The following is a 14,942-nucleotide window of genomic DNA, read 5'->3' on the forward strand; positions in this document are numbered from 1 at the left end:
ACCGGTTGAACCGATGGAGCCTGCCCGGAAACCGCCCTCCCGTCACTTCTGGATCGGGAGAGTGGCCGGAGCCCCAATCATCCGATCTTTTTTGTTGACCGGAAGTGCCGGCCGAGCGCACGCCGCGCTCAAGTTCAGACACCAGGCAGTCCTCATGTCGCAGGTGCGCGATATGGCATTTCAGGTTCGAGCGGTTAGATAGTGGGGAAAGAAGAAAGGATCGAGTCCATGATCGAAGCCGTCGGAAAAAGGCCCGTGCTGGCATTCATAGCCGTTGTAGCCTTGGCTGCATTGGTCGCAGCAGGTGCCACCATCGGGGTTGTTCAAACAATCACCATGCTCGCATTGATTGGCACTGCGGCAGTCATGGCGGCTCTCGTCATCGGATCGATAGCGGGGTAGGCTTGCACCGTTGATGATTGGCAATTGATCGCAGGCGCTTTTTTGCAGATCGCCAACTTGGCGGGCGTGCACGATGCGGCAGCCCGTCAGTCCTGATACGTGTACGAGGCGCACATCTCGTCGCTGCTTTCAGGCGGTTCGTCGCCGGTGAACACCGCAACGACCGTCAGACCGTCGCCGCCCGCCCAGCTGGCGAGATAGGAAACGTCGCCCGAACCGCACAATTTGTAGCCGTTTTCCAGTTCGGGATCGGCCGGGTGTGCCACGCGGTAGAGAGACGCATTCACGCGGCGGCCATCGACAATGAAGTGGTCGCCCAGCAAGGCTGAGAAGGTCAGCGCCTCGCCATTGGCGAATGTGATGGAAAAATCGCCATCGAAATATCGCCGGTGATGCTTTCGGCGGTGGTGCTGAAGGCGGTGTAGGCGTCGCCCTCGGCATGTGCCGGTACAATTGCGGCCAGCAAGCCGAGCAAGGCCGGCACTATCTTTTGAATGCTCATTCTTTCCCCCCTGCGGCGCTGCAGAGCGCACGCCTGCCATGGCAGCGACGCCTCGGTCGCGACCATCTCCTTAGCTCGCCTCAATCCGAGCGCACCAGGCCGGTTTGGCCTGTGATCGGCGAGCGCTCGTGCCAGAAATAGTAGTAGGCGGCCACAAGCGTCATCAGATACTGCCCGCCCAGGATGATCTCGGCTGTCCTGAAGGTGCCGGACATCTTGTTGATCGTGATCATCGTCACCACGGCCACGAACATCCAGAAGACAGAGCGTGGTTGATAGGCCGGGAACGCCAGGTCGCAGACCAGCCGTGCCGCCCATATGCCGGCGACCGCACCCAGAACAACCGCGATGAGCTGAACGAGATTTGGCCGATCGCCCAACAGCAACAAGTCGACCACGACGGCGAAGACATCGGCGGCCACAGTCACCGCCAGTGCGACGAAGATCGAGACAAACACATAGACGACCAGCGCCACGATCATGGCACCAAGCGTCTTGGGTCCGAACGAAGCCTTTGCCACGTCAGCCGCTCTCATAGATCTTCCCCATAGCCCACGGCCACCAAAGCACCGCCCGCCCAGCCTGTCGAGTAAATCAACAACCCGGTCTTGTCACCGTTCCCGATGGAGCCACTTCCCCTCCTTGGTCGCGCGGCGTTATGCTGCTCGCTTCCCTGCCCGGTATGGCGTATGAGCGGCCATGGAAAATATCAGGTTTGAAACACCCATCACCGTGAAGGCCGATCCGGCCGGCACCCCCCTTGTCCTGCGAACGGCCAAGGAGGCCTCCGCCTTCCTGCTCAACAGCTGGCCCGGCAAGCGCAGCCCCAAGCACCGCGCCGCCCTGCAGGCATGCTCGGATGCCATGTCCGGTGAAAGGCCGGTCATGGCCGCGCGGCGCGCCTTCATCGCGGCGGCGCGTGAGGTCAACGTCTACATCAACGACAAGGACTGACCGGCGCGTGGGCGGGAGGTTGCTTCCTCACGGCCCGACGCGCGAACCCCGGTTTACAGCGCCGCGTTCGCGGTGGATGCGCAAGTGACACTGCAACACTTCGAATTGGCGCATGATCCTTTCCGCAATCGATTCGATTTTCGCAGTCATGCGCCAGTCTTGAGCGCCCGCTCACGGCCGGACTTCCCTCAGAGTTCGGTTTCCGCCTCGGGGGTCGTTTCGACCTCTCCTTCGGATTTCCCTCGCTGCTTGGCTTCGGCCTTGGCGGCCAGCTTGTCGGCCTTCTTCGCTGCCTTGGCCCGGTCGCGGTCCCGTCGTTCCTGACTGTAGTTCGTTGGTCTGGCCATTCATCTTCCTCTTCTTCTGTTCGTGCCTGCCTAGGGCGATACGGCACCGAACACAACGAGCCATGTCGGCGCACGCCCCTGGCGCGGCGAGCGAAGCACAGGGCTAGCGGCCGATTGCGGCGAAGAAATTGCCGTTGATGCTGCTGGCGGTTTTCCGAGCGAATTCAGCTTCGGCGCGAGCCGGCGCCAGACGCCGTGCCTCCTCCACGCCCAATGATTGCTTCAGGCTCGCGGCATATTCGGGAATCTTGACCCAGTCGCCGACCGTCCGCTCGGTGATCTCCAGTGACACTGGAACCCATATGCGCGGCGGCCGACGCGCATCGCCTGATTGGGGCAGGCCATGTTGGCGGCGAGAATTTCACTGCCATCTGGCAGCACCGAGACCTCCGCGCCATGCCACTGCAGCGTCTGCATTGCCGAATCGATGCCGTCAAACAACCGATCAGTGCGCCGGCTTTCGTCAGCTCTACCGTGGCCAGGCCGACCTCGGGCTGCCTCATCAAGCTAACCTCACCACCCAGCGCATCGGTGAGCAATTGGTGCCCAAGGCAGATGCCGAGATAGGGCCGATCGAGTTCGCGCACCCAGCGCCTGATCGCCGCTTTCTCAGGCTTGAGCCAGGGATGGGCGTCTTCTTGCCAGACATCCATCGGCCCGCCCATCACCGCCAGGATGTCGAAGCCGTCGAGTGCGGGGATCGCCTCGCCTTCATCCAGTTCGACGATGTGTTCGCTGTGCCCGGCCGCGCGCCAGAACTCTCCGAACACGCCGCTGCTCGACCCTCAGATGCTGGAAGACAAGGATTTTCATGCGCGCGCGATGCCTGCTCTATCTCCCTCGCATCGGAAAACAATCGATGCGCTGAGGCATGAGGCACGGCGGCAAAAGAGTTGAGGCAGGCTCAGGACCTTGCGCCAAATACCGTCAGTAGACGATCAGCACGAACAGCGCGGCCACCGCCTGGATGCCGATGCCGAGGAATGCGACCCAGAGGCCTCGGCTCGCCCATTTCGACGACGTCGCCACGCGGTGCCTGAACTCTCTGTTGTCGGGGCTGTCGAGCACGGCGACCAGCGCCTTGCTGGCGCGGGAATAGCCGGCCGCCGCAACAAGCAGGCCCATAACGGCAATCACCAGCCCTGCAGCCGATGTCGTGTCAGACAACCAGTAGGTCAGATAGGTATTGTTCATTGCGCCTCCTGGCGAACTCAGGCGCTCATTGGCGGCGCCTGGCCATTGCGCAAGTTGACGCACGCCCATGCAGCCCAGGGCTGGTCAGTCCTCCTCGTCATATCCAAGCAAGGTCAGAAGCTGATCGACCAGCAGTTCGGCCATCGTCCGATTGACGGCAAGCTCTATCGCCCCGTCGTCCGTCTCAAGGTTGAGCAACGCCAGAAGCGGCTCGTCGTTCACTACTGTCGTATCGACGGCCAACACCCGGTTCGGCGCCGTGTTCGTCAATCGTGCCATGGATCACCCCCTGTTGAGGCGCCAGCAAACCACCGCGCTCGCCATATGTCGAGCAGCCCCGCAGATGAGCTCTGGGCACGCAGCTCACGGCAATTCCACCCGATGCCCCATTCCGGCACAATTTCGGCTGGCACGCTTCCTGCATCGAACTGTTTGCCGGCGGTAGCCGGACCCTGGTTTGTCTCAAATCGGGGGTGGGCTCGCCGGGGGTGGGGATGGGGTTTTCCCCCGGCGAGCTCCTGCTTTTTCAAGCAGCGCACACCGCTTTCAGGCGCCTACCCGTGCCCCAGCAGCGCCGTCAGCGAGATCGCCGCCAGCGCCAGCACCGCCAGCTTCCAGAAATCGCGCCGTTGCCTGAGGCCCGGCAGACCGATCGGCTTGATCAGCTGGATCGCCATGATGGCCAGGATGATGAGCGAGAGCGCTTTCGACATGCCGTCTTTGATCAACTTCGCGCCCGGCTGTCAAAGTCCTGCCGTCAACATGCTATCGTGACGTCCGCAAGCAGCTTTCGGCGCTCCCGCCGAAAGGGCTCTATCTGGTGAACAGCGGACGTGCGCAAATCCACGTCGAATTTCAGGAAAATCGGGGCTCGCAAGGCTGCCTCTTAAACCAAGGTCAAATGGACGCCCCGCAAGCCCGGCGGGTACAGATATGGCAACAAAGACGCCCTGAAGGGCCAAATCCTGGGAAGGAAACGCCATGCCATCTCGCTATCACGAGGTCTATGACGGTTGGGTTCGCGATCCCGAGGGCTTCTGGGCCGAGGCGGCAAGGGCTATCGACTGGTTCAAGCCGTGGGACAAGGTCTTCGATGCCGAAGGCGGCGTTTATGGCCAATGGTTTTCCGGCGCCGAATGCAACACCTGCTACAACGCGCTCGATCGCCATGTCGAGTCCGGCCGCGCCGAGCAGGTGGCGCTGATCCACGACAGCCCGATCACCGGCACCCAGAAGAAATTCACCTATGCGGGTCTGCTCGCCGAGGTGAATGCGCTGGCCAGCGTGCTCCAGGACCACGGCGTGCAAAAGGGCGACCGCGTCATCATCTACATGCCGATGGTCCCGGAAGCGGCCTTTGCCATGCTGGCCTGCGCCCGACTGGGGGCGATCCATTCAGTGGTGTTCGGCGGCTTCGCCGCCAAGGAGCTTGCCACCCGCATCGACGACGCCACCCCCAAGCTGATCATTTCAGCCTCCTGTGGCATCGAGCCCGGCCGCGTCATCGCCTACAAGCCGCTGCTCGACGGCGCCATCGAACTGTCCGCGCACAAGCCCGAGGCTTGCATGATCCTGCAGCGGCCGCAGCTCGCCTGCGACCTCGTCGAGGGCCGCGACATAGACTATGCCGAGGCGGCGGGCCGCGCCAAGGCGGCCGGACGCAAGGTCGAATGCGTCTCCGTTGCCGCAACCGACCCGCTTTATGTGCTCTACACCTCCGGCACCACCGGCCAGCCCAAGGGCGTCGTCCGCGACAATGGCGGCCACATGGTCGCGCTCAAATGGTCGATGGAAAACGAATTCGGCGTCAAGCCGGGCGAAGTCTTTTGGGCGGCCTCCGACGTCGGCTGGGTCGTCGGCCATTCCTACATCGTCTATGGCCCGCTGTTGCATGGCGCGACGACCATCCTGTTTGAGGGCAAGCCGGTCGGCACGCCCGATGCTGGCACATTCTGGCGTGTCATTTCGGAACACGGGGTCGTGGCGCTGTTCACCGCGCCGACCGCCTTCCGCGCCATCAAGAAGGAAGACCCGCAAGGCACCTTCGTTGCGCAGTACGATCTCAGGAAGTTCCGCACGCTGTTTCTCGCTGGCGAACGCGCCGACCCCGAAACCATCAAATGGGCGGAGCACAAGCTCAACGTACCGGTCATCGATCACTGGTGGCAGACCGAGACGGGTCACCCGATCAGCCAGAACCCGGTCGGGCTTGGCCAGCTGCCGGTCAAGTACGGCTCGCCCTGCGTGCCGATGCCCGGCTATGACGTGCGCGTGCTCGATGATGCCGGCCACGAGGTGCCGCGCGGCACGCTCGGCAATGTGGTGATCAAGCTGCCCCTTCCGCCCGGCTGCCTGCCGACGCTGTGGCATGCCGACGAACGCTTCTTCAACGCCTACCTCGCGGAGTTCCCCGGCTACTACAAGACCGCCGACGCCGGCTACATCGACGATGAGGGCTATCTGTTCATCATGGCCCGCACCGACGACATCATCAACGTCGCCGGGCATCGCCTGTCGACGGGCGGCATGGAAGAGGTGGTCGCCGAACACCCAGATGTGGCCGAATGCGCCGTCATCGGCATCGCCGACGCCATGAAGGGCCAGATCCCTTGCGGCTTCATCGTGCTGAACTCGGGAGTCGACCGCGACACAGGCATGATCGAAAAGGAGGTCGTCGGCCTCGTCCGCGACCGCATCGGCCCCGTCGCAGCCTTCAAGGTCGTGGTCACCATCAAGCGCCTGCCCAAGACCCGTTCGGGCAAGATCCTGCGCGGCACCATGCAGAAGATCGCCGACCGCGAGGACTGGAAGATGCCGGCCACCATCGACGACCCGGCCATCCTCGACGAGATCACCGAAGCGCTCAACGCGCGCGGTATCGGGGTTGTCTAGCGCCCTCTCCAAATTTGGCGCCACCGCCCAAGCCCCTCATGGTGAGCCTGTCGAACCACGAGGGCGCTAGGCGCAACAATCGGCACGCCGGTCGAGCGATATCGGGAACGACCAGCTCCACCGCCGCAGATTTGGACTCTATGCCATTGCCTGCACGCCGCCCTCAAGGCAAGTTGCCCCGACATGCATGAGGGGCACTGAAGATGTTGCGAAACTGGGTCATCAGGTACTGGTATTCATTCTCGATGACCGGCCTGCTGTTGGGCACCCTGTTTTTCGCAGCGTCCTTGACGCCAACCTTGATCCCCCGCAACTACGTCACCCAGGGGGCGCTGTCGGGCTTTTCGGCCGCCGCCGGCTACGGCGTCGGTTTCTTCCTGCGCTGGCTCTGGCGTTATCTTGAACTGCCCGAACTCAGGTCCCGCGTGCTCAGGGTTTCCAAGCTCGTCGGCGCCGTCGCCTGCGGCATCATCGGACTGCTCTTTCTCTGGCGCGCGGCCGAGTGGCAAAACTCGATCCGCGGCCTGATGAAGCTTGCTCCCGTCGACACCGGACACCCGCTCGAAGTCGGCGCCATAGCGCTCGTCACCTTCATCGTGCTGATCGCCCTTGCCCGCCTTTTCAACGCCACGCTGCATTTTGTATCCGCCCAGTTGCGCCGTTTCGTGCCGACGCGCGTTTCCTACGTCATCGGTACCACAATCGTCGTGCTGCTGTTCTGGTCTGCTGCCGACGGCATCATCTTCCGCTACGGCCTGCGCGTGCTCGACAGCTCGTTCCAGCGCCTCGACGCACTGATGCCGCCCGACACCAAGCAACCTTCCGATCCGGCCAAGGCCGGCAGTGAGGCCTCGCTGGTGCGCTGGCAGGATCTCGGGCGCATGGGCCGCTCCTACATTTCCACCGGTCCAACAGGCGCCGACATTGGCGGCCTGGCAGGCAAGCCGGCCAAGGAGCCGGTGCGCGTTTACGTCGGCCTGCAATCCGGTGACACGCCCCAGCTGCGCGCCAAGCTCGCGCTGGAGGAACTCAAGCGCGCCGGCGGCTTCGAGCGCTCGACGCTTGTCATCATCACGCCCACCGGTACCGGCTGGGTCGACGAACAGGCCATCGACCCGATCGAGTTCCTGCACAATGGCGACATAGCCAGCGTCGCCACCCAGTATTCCTATCTCGCCAGCTGGATGTCGCTGCTCGTCGAGCCGGGCTACGGCGCCGAACAGTCGCGCGCGCTGTTCACAGAGATCTATGGCTATTGGCGCACCTTGCCGAGGGAAACGCGCCCGAAACTCTATCTCTTCGGCCTCAGCCTCGGCGCCTTGAGCACGGAGCTGTCCAACGAGTTGTTCGAGGTACTGGGCGATCCTTATCAGGGCGCATTGCTGAGCGGCCCGCCTTTCGCCAGCCGCATCTGGCGCTCGATCACCGACAACCGCAATCCCGGCACGCCCGAATGGCTGCCGGAGTTCCGCGACGGCTCCTACGTTCGCTTCACCGCACAGAAAAACGCGCTCGACATTCCAGGCGCCCAGTGGGGACCGCTCAGGCTCGTCTATCTGCAATATGCCTCGGACCCGATCACCTTCTACGAGACCCACTCGCTCTATCGCGAGCCGGACTGGATGAAGACACCGCGCGGGCCTGACGTCTCGCCCGAACTGCGCTGGTATCCCGTCGTCACCTTCCTGCAGCTGACGCTCGACATCGCCATGGCCACCACCGCCCCGATGGGCTACGGCCATGTCTATGCCGCCGAGCACTACATCGATGCCTGGATGCAGGTCGCCGATATACAGGGCTGGTCACCGGACGATGTGGCGAAGCTGAAGCAGCATTTCATCGACAAGCGGAAGTGACACGGTTCAGCGGATGAGGTCCGCGGCCCTGGCGCCCAGCGCCTTGACGAGGTCATCGGGGCGCATGCGGATCTGCAGCCCCCTTTGGCCGCCGTTGAGATAGACCTCGTCTTCCAGCGTCGCCATCTCCTCGACCGCCGTCGGCACCTGCTTGCGCTGGCCAAAGGGCGAGATGCCGCCGACCTTGTAGCCGGTCAGCCGCTCGGCATCGACCGGCTTCATCATCTGCGCCGACTTGGCTCCGAAGGCCGCGGCGACCTTCTTCATGTTGACCTCCTGGTCGGAGGGAACCACCACGCAGGCCGGCTTGCCGTCGACCTCGACCATCAGCGTCTTGAGCACGAGGGAAGCTGGCACGCCCATCGCCTCCGCGGCCTGCAGCCCGACGCGCTCGGCGCTGGAATCGTAGTCATAGGTCGCCACGGCGAAGGGAACACCCGATTTGGCGAGCATCAACGTGGCGGGCGTGGTCCTGGACATGCCCTTTATTGCAACAGCGTCCCGGCAGTTCGCAAGAGTGGCGTCCGCACGCATAACGGAAACGGGTGACCGATTGTGCCGGACCACCCTGCGTTATTCGTCCGCCAGCAGCGACGAGTTTGTGCGGCCCTCGGTCAGACCCGTCGCCTCTGCGCCATCAGAAACGCCGCGAGTACACAGCACAGCAGGCCAAGCGACGCCGGCAGCCCCTGATGCCCGAACAGTTGCATCGCCAGTCCTGTCGCGGGCGAGCCCACGATGCCGCCGATGCCCCATGCGAACGCGAAGGCCGCGTTACCGGCGATCATCGCTTGGCCGGCGAAACGCTCGCCGAGCTGGATCAGCGCCATGGTGTAGATCCCGAACGAAACCCCACCCCAGACAAAAACAAGCGGCCAGACCAGCCATGTATTGAAGACCTGTGGCAGCAGCAGGCATACGGCCAGACAGGCCAGGACACAAAACAGCATGGTCCGCACCGATCCAAACTGTTCGGCCACGCGCCCGAGCAAGATCTGCAGCACCGCATTGCCAGCGACGAAACAGGTGATGAGCGAAGAGATGCGCGCTTCTGTGCTGCCGAGCGCTCCGCCGTAGACCGCAAACAGCGACATCAGCGTCTGCTCGAAGGCGGCGGCGGTGAAGACGGCGAACAAAAGCAGCGGCGCGAGAGCGAAGAAACCGCCGACCGATGCCGCCTCGCCCGCGCCAGGCATTTCGGGCAGGTGCGGCACGACCGCAAGCACAATCAGGCTGCAGACGAGGAAGGCGGCCATGCCGACAGCAAATGGCGGCCAGCCCACGGTGCTGACCAGGCCGAGCGACAGCGGACCGACCGCGAAGCCGCCGGAAACAACCGATGAATAGAGGCCCATGATGCGGCCCCGGCGCGTTGCGGGCGTCATCGAGATCAGCCAGGTTTCGCTGATCACGTAGAGCGGATTGGCGAAGAAGCCGAGCACGAAGCGCAGCGGCATCCACGACCAGACATCCTGTATCAGGGCGATCGCCATCAGCGTGGCTGCTGCAAGCACCGAACACATGATCGCAAGCCGCGCCGCGCCGACACGCTGCGCCAGAGCTGGGATGAAAGGCGCCGAGACTATGAAACCCAGCGGGGTCATTGCCGCCGACAGGCCGATCAGGCCTGATGTCGTCCCCTGTCGCTCGAGGGTGAAGCTGAGCAGCGGATAGGTCAGCCCCTGTGCCACGGCGAACACCGTGACAGTCGCGATGATCCCGGCCATCGCGGCCCATGGGATCCGATCCTTTCCAGGAGATGTCGTGCCGTGCCGGCTAACCGCTGTGGCAGGTGGCAACTGGCGACCCGATGTCATTGCGGCAGCTGCCTTAGGCTCGCCAGAAGGGCTTGGCGAGCTCTGCCTCGACTTGTGGTCTCGTCAGGCCGATATCGTCGATCAGATGGGGATCGTCCTTCCACTTTTGCTCGAGGTCGCGGCGAAAGCGTTTCCGCTGGTCCCAGGTCGCGATGATGTTTCGCCAGGTGGCCAGGCTAGAGTGCTGACGCGGCACGTCCATCGGCTCTACTGTATCGCGCATGGCAACCTCCATAGGTTTGAAGGTCCGTCCGGGGGCCCTCGGGCTGAAAGAGGATGACTTCTGCAGGATACGAACGGCGTCGTACTTAAACTCTCCCAAATAGTTCCAAAAACTTCCAAACGGGCTAATCTTGCGACCTTGACTCTACCCCAAACCAGGCACCCTGCGCCCTCAACTACGAATGTTCAGCCTTACCCATCATCAAGGCCATCAAGAAATGACCGCCACGCCTCTTTTCCTCGGCTTTCCGGACCGTCTCGCCGATGGCCGTGCGCCGCGCGTGGTGATCTTCGGAGCCGGCCACGGTACCACCTACCCCGGCAAGGACAGCAGCGGCTATGCGCTGGCGGCCGACGCCATCCGCGCCGCGAGCCAGGCCGATGCCGCACTCGTCGAACACTGGGATTTCGATCTCGGCGGCCCGCTGTTCGACGGCAAGCCGATCTCATGCATCGATGCCGGTGATATCGCGACGAGCATGCAGGACAATGCCGGCAACCGGACCCGGATCGAGGCGACGACGCGCGAGATCCTGGCCAAGTCGGCGGTGCCGATCCTGCTCGGTGGCGACGATTCCGTGCCGATCCCGTTCCTTGCCGGCTTTGCCGACCACGGACCGATCTGGGTCCTGCAGATCGATGCCCATATCGACTGGCGCGACGAGGTGCTCGGCGAACGCAACGGCTATTCGAACCCGATGCGCCGGGTGAGCGAGATGGCGCATGTCGCCGGCATCGTGCAGGTCGGCCTGCGCGGCGTCGGCAGCGCCCGCCTCGCCGAGATCGAGGCTGCGCAGCGCTATGGCAGCCGCTTCGTCACAGCCCGCGAGGTTCACGCCCACGGCGTCGAGGCCGCGCTCCAGCACATTCCCGAGGGCGCGCGCGTCGTCGTCACGCTCGACTGCGACGGCCTCGATCCCGCCGTCATGCCCGGCGTGGCGGCGCGTACGCCCGGCGGCCTCAGCTACACGCAGGTGATCGATCTGATCGCGAACCTAGGCAGGCGGGCCAGGATCAAAGGCTTCGACCTCGTCGAACTCTATCCTCCGGCCGACATTGACGGCATATCGGCCCTGACCGCTGCACGCCTTCTGGTCAATGCAATCGGCGCCATCGTCCGGCAGGCTTGATTGCCTCTCGCGGCATGCCGGCCCGACAAGGTTCCATTGGGCCCCGAAAGGCTTTAAGGATGCGCTGCATGCAGGGGTCGCGCTTTGCCTTTGGTCCGTTCGTGCTTGATTCGGCTGCGGGAACGCTCCTGCGGAACGATGTTCCCATCGCCATCGGCTATCGCGCCCTGAGGCTGCTTGCGGCGCTCGCCGCACAGCCCGGCGAAATCCTCAGCAAGGCCGAGTTGATGGACGCGGCTTGGCCAGGCACATCGGTCGAGGAAGGCAACCTCACCGTCCAGATCGCCCAACTCAGGAAGCTGCTTGGCCCGGCCGCCGACGGCGGTGAATGGATATCGACGGTTCCGCGTGTCGGCTACCGTTTCACAGGGGTCGTCGAACAGCTCGGCAGCGGTAAGCGAAATTCTCTGCCGCTGCCCGGCAAGCCGTCGATTTCGGTGCTGCCCTTCGTCAATGTCAGCAATGATCCCGAGCAAGAGATCTTCGCCGACGGGTTGACCGAAGACCTGATTACCGATCTCTCCAGGCACGCCGGCCTGTTCGTCATCGCTCGCAACTCTGCCTTCACCTACAAGGGAAAAGCTGTCGACGTGCGCGCCATCGCCGAGGAGCTTGGCGTGCGCTACCTGCTGGAAGGCAGTGCACGGCACTTGGCGGGCCGCGTGCGCATCAACGCCCAGCTTGTCGACGCGGCTAGCGGGGAACACCTCTGGGCGGAACGCTTCGATCGCAGCCTGGACGATATCTTCGCGGTGCAGGACGAAGTCACCAGCAAGATCGTGGAAGCGTTGCTCGGTCGGCTGCGCACGCCGCCGCCACCGCGCAACCGGCCGAAAAGTCTCGAGGCCTACGATCTCTGCATTCGGGCGCGCAGGCTGATGGATGATTCACCGCAGACGGCACGGGAAGCGCATCTGATGCTGACGCGCGCGGTTTCGCTCGACCCCGACTATGCCGAGGCCTATCGCTGGCTTGCCATAAACCACTGGATGGGATGGGTGCATAGCGGTGGGCCGGCGGAACCTGCCCGCACGGCTGCCCTCGAACTGGCGCGCAAGGCCGTGGCGATCGATCCCAACGATGCTGGCTGCCGCTGGGTCCTGGCTTACCTGCTCGCCTATGAGCGCAGTTTCGCCGAGGCGGATGCGGAATTTTGCAGGGCAATCGAGCTCGACCCGAACGAGGCCGACACCTATGCGGCACTCTCCGACATCGCGGTTCTGGCCGGGCGCGTCGAGGAAGGCCTCGAACACATACGCAAGGCATTCCGGCTGAACCCGTTCCCGGCAAGCTGGTACTATCTGACGCTGGGCCAGGCGCAATACGCGCACCGTGACTACGAAGCCGCGGTCGAGACGCTACGCCGCGACGAGACCTATCGGACGAGCTCGCGCCGTTTCCTCGCGGCGAGCCTCGCACAGCTCGGCCGGCTCGAAGAGGCGCGCGCCGAGGCCGAACTGTTCCTCGTCGCCAACCCTGGTTTCACCACCGGCCACTGGGCAGCGACCGAGCCGTTCCGCGACGCCGCGACGCTCGAGCATTTCGTCGATGGCTACCGCAAGGCCGGCCTTCCGGACTGACGCTCCATGGTCAGCCGCGCCTGGCCGCCTCGATCGCCGCGACGTCGATCTTCCTCATGTCCATCATCGCGGCAAATGCGCGTTTTGCCTCGCCGCCGCCGGCCGCCAGCGCGTCGGTCAGCACGCGCGGCGTGATTTGCCATGAGATGCCCCATTTGTCCTTGCACCAGCCGCAGGCGCTTTCCTGGCCGCCATTGCCGACTATGGCGTTCCAGTAGCGGTCGGTCTCTTGCTGGTCGTCGGTGGCGATCTGGAACGAGAAGGCTTCGTTATGTCTGAAGGTGGGCCCGCCATTGAGGCCGAGACAGGGGATGCCGGCCACGGTGAATTCGACCGTCAGCACGTCGCCCGCCTTGCCGGACGGGTAATCGCCGGGAGCACGGAAAACGGCATTCACCGAACTGTCGGGGAAAGTCTCGGCGTAGAAGCGGGCCGCCGCCTCGGCATCCTTGTCGTACCACAAGCAGATCGTGTTCTTGGCAACTGCCATTTGCTGATCCTTTCGTCGTGAAGCCCCAACTCACCCTGTTCGCTGTTCGCACCCGCAGCCGGTTCACAGTCTACCTTGGCATGCGCCACCAAGATAGAATGCGCTCGCCCATCCGGCGTTCCGCACAAACGGCCAAAAGGTTGTTGGCGACCGAGCCGGATGCGCACTCGGGACGTGACGATACTAGGCCGGCTGCACCTCTATCGTCACATGCGACAGGTCGTGGATATGGGCGAGCTTCGACTTGTAGGTCTCGGGCGTCGCCGGCGCGCTCGACTTCAGCGCAACGATCGCCGCGTGGTGGCCAGGCCCAACCTGCCAGACATGCAGGTCGGTGATGATGTCCTTGTCGGTTTGCACCGCATTGCGGATTTCGTCCGGCAGGTCCTCGCCGACAGGCGTGTAATCCACCAGCACACGGCCAGCGTCGCGGATGAGCGTCCACGACCAGCGCGCGATGACCAGTGCGCCGACGATGCCCATCGCCGGGTCGATCCACTTGAGGCCATAGATCGCGCCCATCACCAGCGCGAAGATGGCGAGCACCGAAGTCAGCGCGTCGGCCAGCACATGCACATAGGCGGCGCGCAGGTTGTTGTCGTGTCCACCGCGGCCATCGCTGTGACAATGGTCATGGCCGTGACCGTGACCGTAACCACCGCCGTCATGCAGCAGCCAGGCGCTGGCAAGGTTCACGCCGAGCCCGACCACGGCGATGATGGCCGCCTCGCGGAAGTTGATCTCCACCGGGCTCATCAGTCGCGCAAAGCTCTCCCAGGCGATATGGACCGCAACGATCGCCAGGATCACGGCGCTGGCAAAGGCAGCGAGGTCGCCGACCTTGCCAGTGCCGAAGGTGAAGCGCGGATTATGCGCCTGGCGGCGGGCGAACACATAGGCCATGGCCGCTATCAGCATCGCCGCCGCATGCGTCGACATATGCCAGCCATCGGCCACCAGCGCCATCGAGCCATAGATCGTGCCTGCCACGATCTCGACAACCATCATGGTCGCCGTCAGCGCGATCACGAACATCGTGCGTCGCGCGTTGCGGTCATGGCGCTCGCCCAGGAAGACGTGACTGTGCTCCGGCGCGAAAGGCGCGTGGTCAAGACCATGCCCATGTCCGTGGCGGCCGTGGTCGTGGTGATGACCGTGCGGGTGGTCGTGGCTCATTTCAGATAGGTCTTGATGACATCGATCAATTCGTCGCCGCCGCGCTGGCGCTCGGCCGCATCGACGGGGTGAAGCACATGCTCGCGGATGTGGTCTTCCATCAGCTCCGCGGTCAGCCCGCCAACCGCACCCCGCACCGACGCCACCAATTGCAACACGTCGGCACAGCCGAGCTCGGCCTCCAGCGCCCGCTCCACGGCCTCGACCTGGCCCTTGATGCGCCTGACACGGGCAAGCAGCTTGGCCTTTTCCTTGATGACATGCGACATCGCCACCTCACTATAATATAGGGGGGTACCCTATTTAATCGGCAACCATTCGGCAATGGGCAATCCAAGCTGCCTCCGCGATCATCCGTTGACCACACCTGCCCTTCCCGC

20 protein-coding genes and 1 pseudogene are annotated in these 14,942 nt (G+C 63.7%); 6 read left to right on the forward strand and 15 right to left on the reverse strand.

The genetic code is table 11. The features are described from left to right. Positions 1 to 228: 228 nt before the first annotated feature. Entirely contained in the window at positions 229 to 402 is a 174-nt protein-coding gene (locus C8K44_RS27610) for a hypothetical protein (protein WP_158282800.1), read from the forward strand. An 86-nt stretch (positions 403 to 488) separates the two neighbouring features. On the opposite strand, the gene C8K44_RS28085 is transcribed toward C8K44_RS27610, so the two are convergent. The 3 genes from C8K44_RS28085 to C8K44_RS25810 form a co-directional block, all read right to left on the reverse strand. Continuing rightward, positions 489 to 689 carry a hypothetical protein gene (locus C8K44_RS28085; protein ID WP_245417637.1) on the reverse strand — a complete coding sequence of 67 codons (201 nt, stop codon included), beginning with the start codon at positions 687 to 689 and terminating at the stop codon, positions 489 to 491. 47 nt (positions 690 to 736) lie between these two features. After that, positions 737 to 904 (reverse strand): hypothetical protein, encoded by a 168-nt coding sequence (locus C8K44_RS28090; protein WP_245417638.1) that lies wholly within the window; start codon positions 902 to 904, stop codon positions 737 to 739. A gap of 80 nt (positions 905 to 984) precedes the next feature. After that, positions 985 to 1,440: a hypothetical protein gene (locus tag C8K44_RS25810; RefSeq protein ID WP_109578624.1), complete on the reverse strand. Its 456-nt coding sequence runs from the start codon at positions 1,438 to 1,440 to the stop codon at positions 985 to 987. Between the two features lie 163 nt (positions 1,441 to 1,603). On the opposite strand from C8K44_RS25810, the gene C8K44_RS25815 reads away from it, so the two are divergent. After that, positions 1,604 to 1,858: a DUF982 domain-containing protein gene (locus C8K44_RS25815; RefSeq protein WP_109578625.1), complete on the forward strand. Its 255-nt coding sequence runs from the start codon at positions 1,604 to 1,606 to the stop codon at positions 1,856 to 1,858. Between the two features lie 188 nt (positions 1,859 to 2,046). Here C8K44_RS25815 and C8K44_RS27800 read toward each other — a convergent pair whose 3' ends face one another. The 6 genes and pseudogenes from C8K44_RS27800 to C8K44_RS27615 all read right to left on the reverse strand — a co-directional run bounded on the left by C8K44_RS27800 (position 2,047) and on the right by C8K44_RS27615 (position 4,127). Next, on the reverse strand, positions 2,047 to 2,205 hold the full coding sequence (locus C8K44_RS27800) for a hypothetical protein (protein ID WP_199227209.1): 159 nt from the start codon (positions 2,203 to 2,205) through the stop codon (positions 2,047 to 2,049). A 222-nt stretch (positions 2,206 to 2,427) separates the two neighbouring features. Further along, positions 2,428 to 2,622 carry a hypothetical protein gene (locus C8K44_RS28275; RefSeq protein WP_348626360.1) on the reverse strand — a complete coding sequence of 65 codons (195 nt, stop codon included), beginning with the start codon at positions 2,620 to 2,622 and terminating at the stop codon, positions 2,428 to 2,430. A gap of 101 nt (positions 2,623 to 2,723) precedes the next feature. Further along, a pseudogene (locus C8K44_RS28280) lies at positions 2,724 to 2,975 on the reverse strand (type 1 glutamine amidotransferase); the annotation flags it as partial. Between the two features lie 157 nt (positions 2,976 to 3,132). Further along, on the reverse strand, positions 3,133 to 3,399 hold the full coding sequence (locus tag C8K44_RS25825) for a hypothetical protein (protein ID WP_146204012.1): 267 nt from the start codon (positions 3,397 to 3,399) through the stop codon (positions 3,133 to 3,135). 84 nt (positions 3,400 to 3,483) lie between these two features. Beyond that, a complete protein-coding gene (locus tag C8K44_RS25830) occupies positions 3,484 to 3,678 on the reverse strand; it encodes a hypothetical protein (protein WP_109578627.1) in 195 nt (64 codons plus the stop codon). A gap of 275 nt (positions 3,679 to 3,953) precedes the next feature. Next, positions 3,954 to 4,127: a hypothetical protein gene (locus C8K44_RS27615; protein ID WP_158282801.1), complete on the reverse strand. Its 174-nt coding sequence runs from the start codon at positions 4,125 to 4,127 to the stop codon at positions 3,954 to 3,956. 253 nt (positions 4,128 to 4,380) lie between these two features. On the opposite strand from C8K44_RS27615, the gene C8K44_RS25835 reads away from it, so the two are divergent. Beyond that, positions 4,381 to 6,291 carry a propionyl-CoA synthetase gene (locus C8K44_RS25835; protein ID WP_109578628.1) on the forward strand — a complete coding sequence of 637 codons (1,911 nt, stop codon included), beginning with the start codon at positions 4,381 to 4,383 and terminating at the stop codon, positions 6,289 to 6,291. 203 nt (positions 6,292 to 6,494) lie between these two features. Further along, positions 6,495 to 8,147: an alpha/beta-hydrolase family protein gene (locus tag C8K44_RS25840; RefSeq protein WP_109578629.1), complete on the forward strand. Its 1,653-nt coding sequence runs from the start codon at positions 6,495 to 6,497 to the stop codon at positions 8,145 to 8,147. Positions 8,148 to 8,153: 6 nt separating this feature from the next. Here C8K44_RS25840 and ybaK read toward each other — a convergent pair whose 3' ends face one another. The 3 genes from ybaK to C8K44_RS25855 all read right to left on the reverse strand — a co-directional run bounded on the left by ybaK (position 8,154) and on the right by C8K44_RS25855 (position 10,187). Next, on the reverse strand, positions 8,154 to 8,627 hold the full coding sequence (gene ybaK / locus C8K44_RS25845) for a Cys-tRNA(Pro) deacylase (protein ID WP_109578647.1): 474 nt from the start codon (positions 8,625 to 8,627) through the stop codon (positions 8,154 to 8,156). Positions 8,628 to 8,761: 134 nt separating this feature from the next. Then, entirely contained in the window at positions 8,762 to 9,874 is a 1,113-nt protein-coding gene (locus C8K44_RS25850; protein ID WP_245417639.1) for an MFS transporter, read from the reverse strand. 103 nt (positions 9,875 to 9,977) lie between these two features. Next, positions 9,978 to 10,187: a DUF1127 domain-containing protein gene (locus C8K44_RS25855; RefSeq protein WP_109578648.1), complete on the reverse strand. Its 210-nt coding sequence runs from the start codon at positions 10,185 to 10,187 to the stop codon at positions 9,978 to 9,980. Positions 10,188 to 10,404: 217 nt separating this feature from the next. On the opposite strand from C8K44_RS25855, the gene C8K44_RS25860 reads away from it, so the two are divergent. Beyond that, the gene (locus tag C8K44_RS25860; RefSeq protein WP_109578631.1) at positions 10,405 to 11,316 is read left to right on the forward strand and encodes an agmatinase; all 912 of its coding nucleotides are present in this window, start codon (positions 10,405 to 10,407) and stop codon (positions 11,314 to 11,316) included. A gap of 68 nt (positions 11,317 to 11,384) precedes the next feature. Then, a complete protein-coding gene (locus C8K44_RS25865; RefSeq protein ID WP_109578649.1) occupies positions 11,385 to 12,896 on the forward strand; it encodes a winged helix-turn-helix domain-containing tetratricopeptide repeat protein in 1,512 nt (503 codons plus the stop codon). 10 nt (positions 12,897 to 12,906) lie between these two features. Here C8K44_RS25865 and C8K44_RS25870 read toward each other — a convergent pair whose 3' ends face one another. From C8K44_RS25870 to C8K44_RS25880, 3 genes are all read right to left on the reverse strand, one after another. Then, the gene (locus tag C8K44_RS25870; RefSeq protein ID WP_109578632.1) at positions 12,907 to 13,386 is read right to left on the reverse strand and encodes a VOC family protein; all 480 of its coding nucleotides are present in this window, start codon (positions 13,384 to 13,386) and stop codon (positions 12,907 to 12,909) included. Between the two features lie 183 nt (positions 13,387 to 13,569). Further along, the gene (gene dmeF, locus C8K44_RS25875; RefSeq protein WP_146204013.1) at positions 13,570 to 14,562 is read right to left on the reverse strand and encodes a CDF family Co(II)/Ni(II) efflux transporter DmeF; all 993 of its coding nucleotides are present in this window, start codon (positions 14,560 to 14,562) and stop codon (positions 13,570 to 13,572) included. Then, positions 14,559 to 14,831, reverse strand: a complete 273-nt coding sequence (locus C8K44_RS25880) for a metal/formaldehyde-sensitive transcriptional repressor (protein WP_109578634.1) — start codon at positions 14,829 to 14,831, stop codon at positions 14,559 to 14,561. The genes dmeF and C8K44_RS25880 overlap by 4 nt, the downstream gene beginning before the upstream one ends. Positions 14,832 to 14,942: the final 111 nt, after the last annotated feature.

Origin of the sequence: Aminobacter sp. AP02 (genome assembly GCF_003148805.1) — a bacterium.
Classification (GTDB): domain Bacteria; phylum Pseudomonadota; class Alphaproteobacteria; order Rhizobiales; family Rhizobiaceae; genus Aminobacter.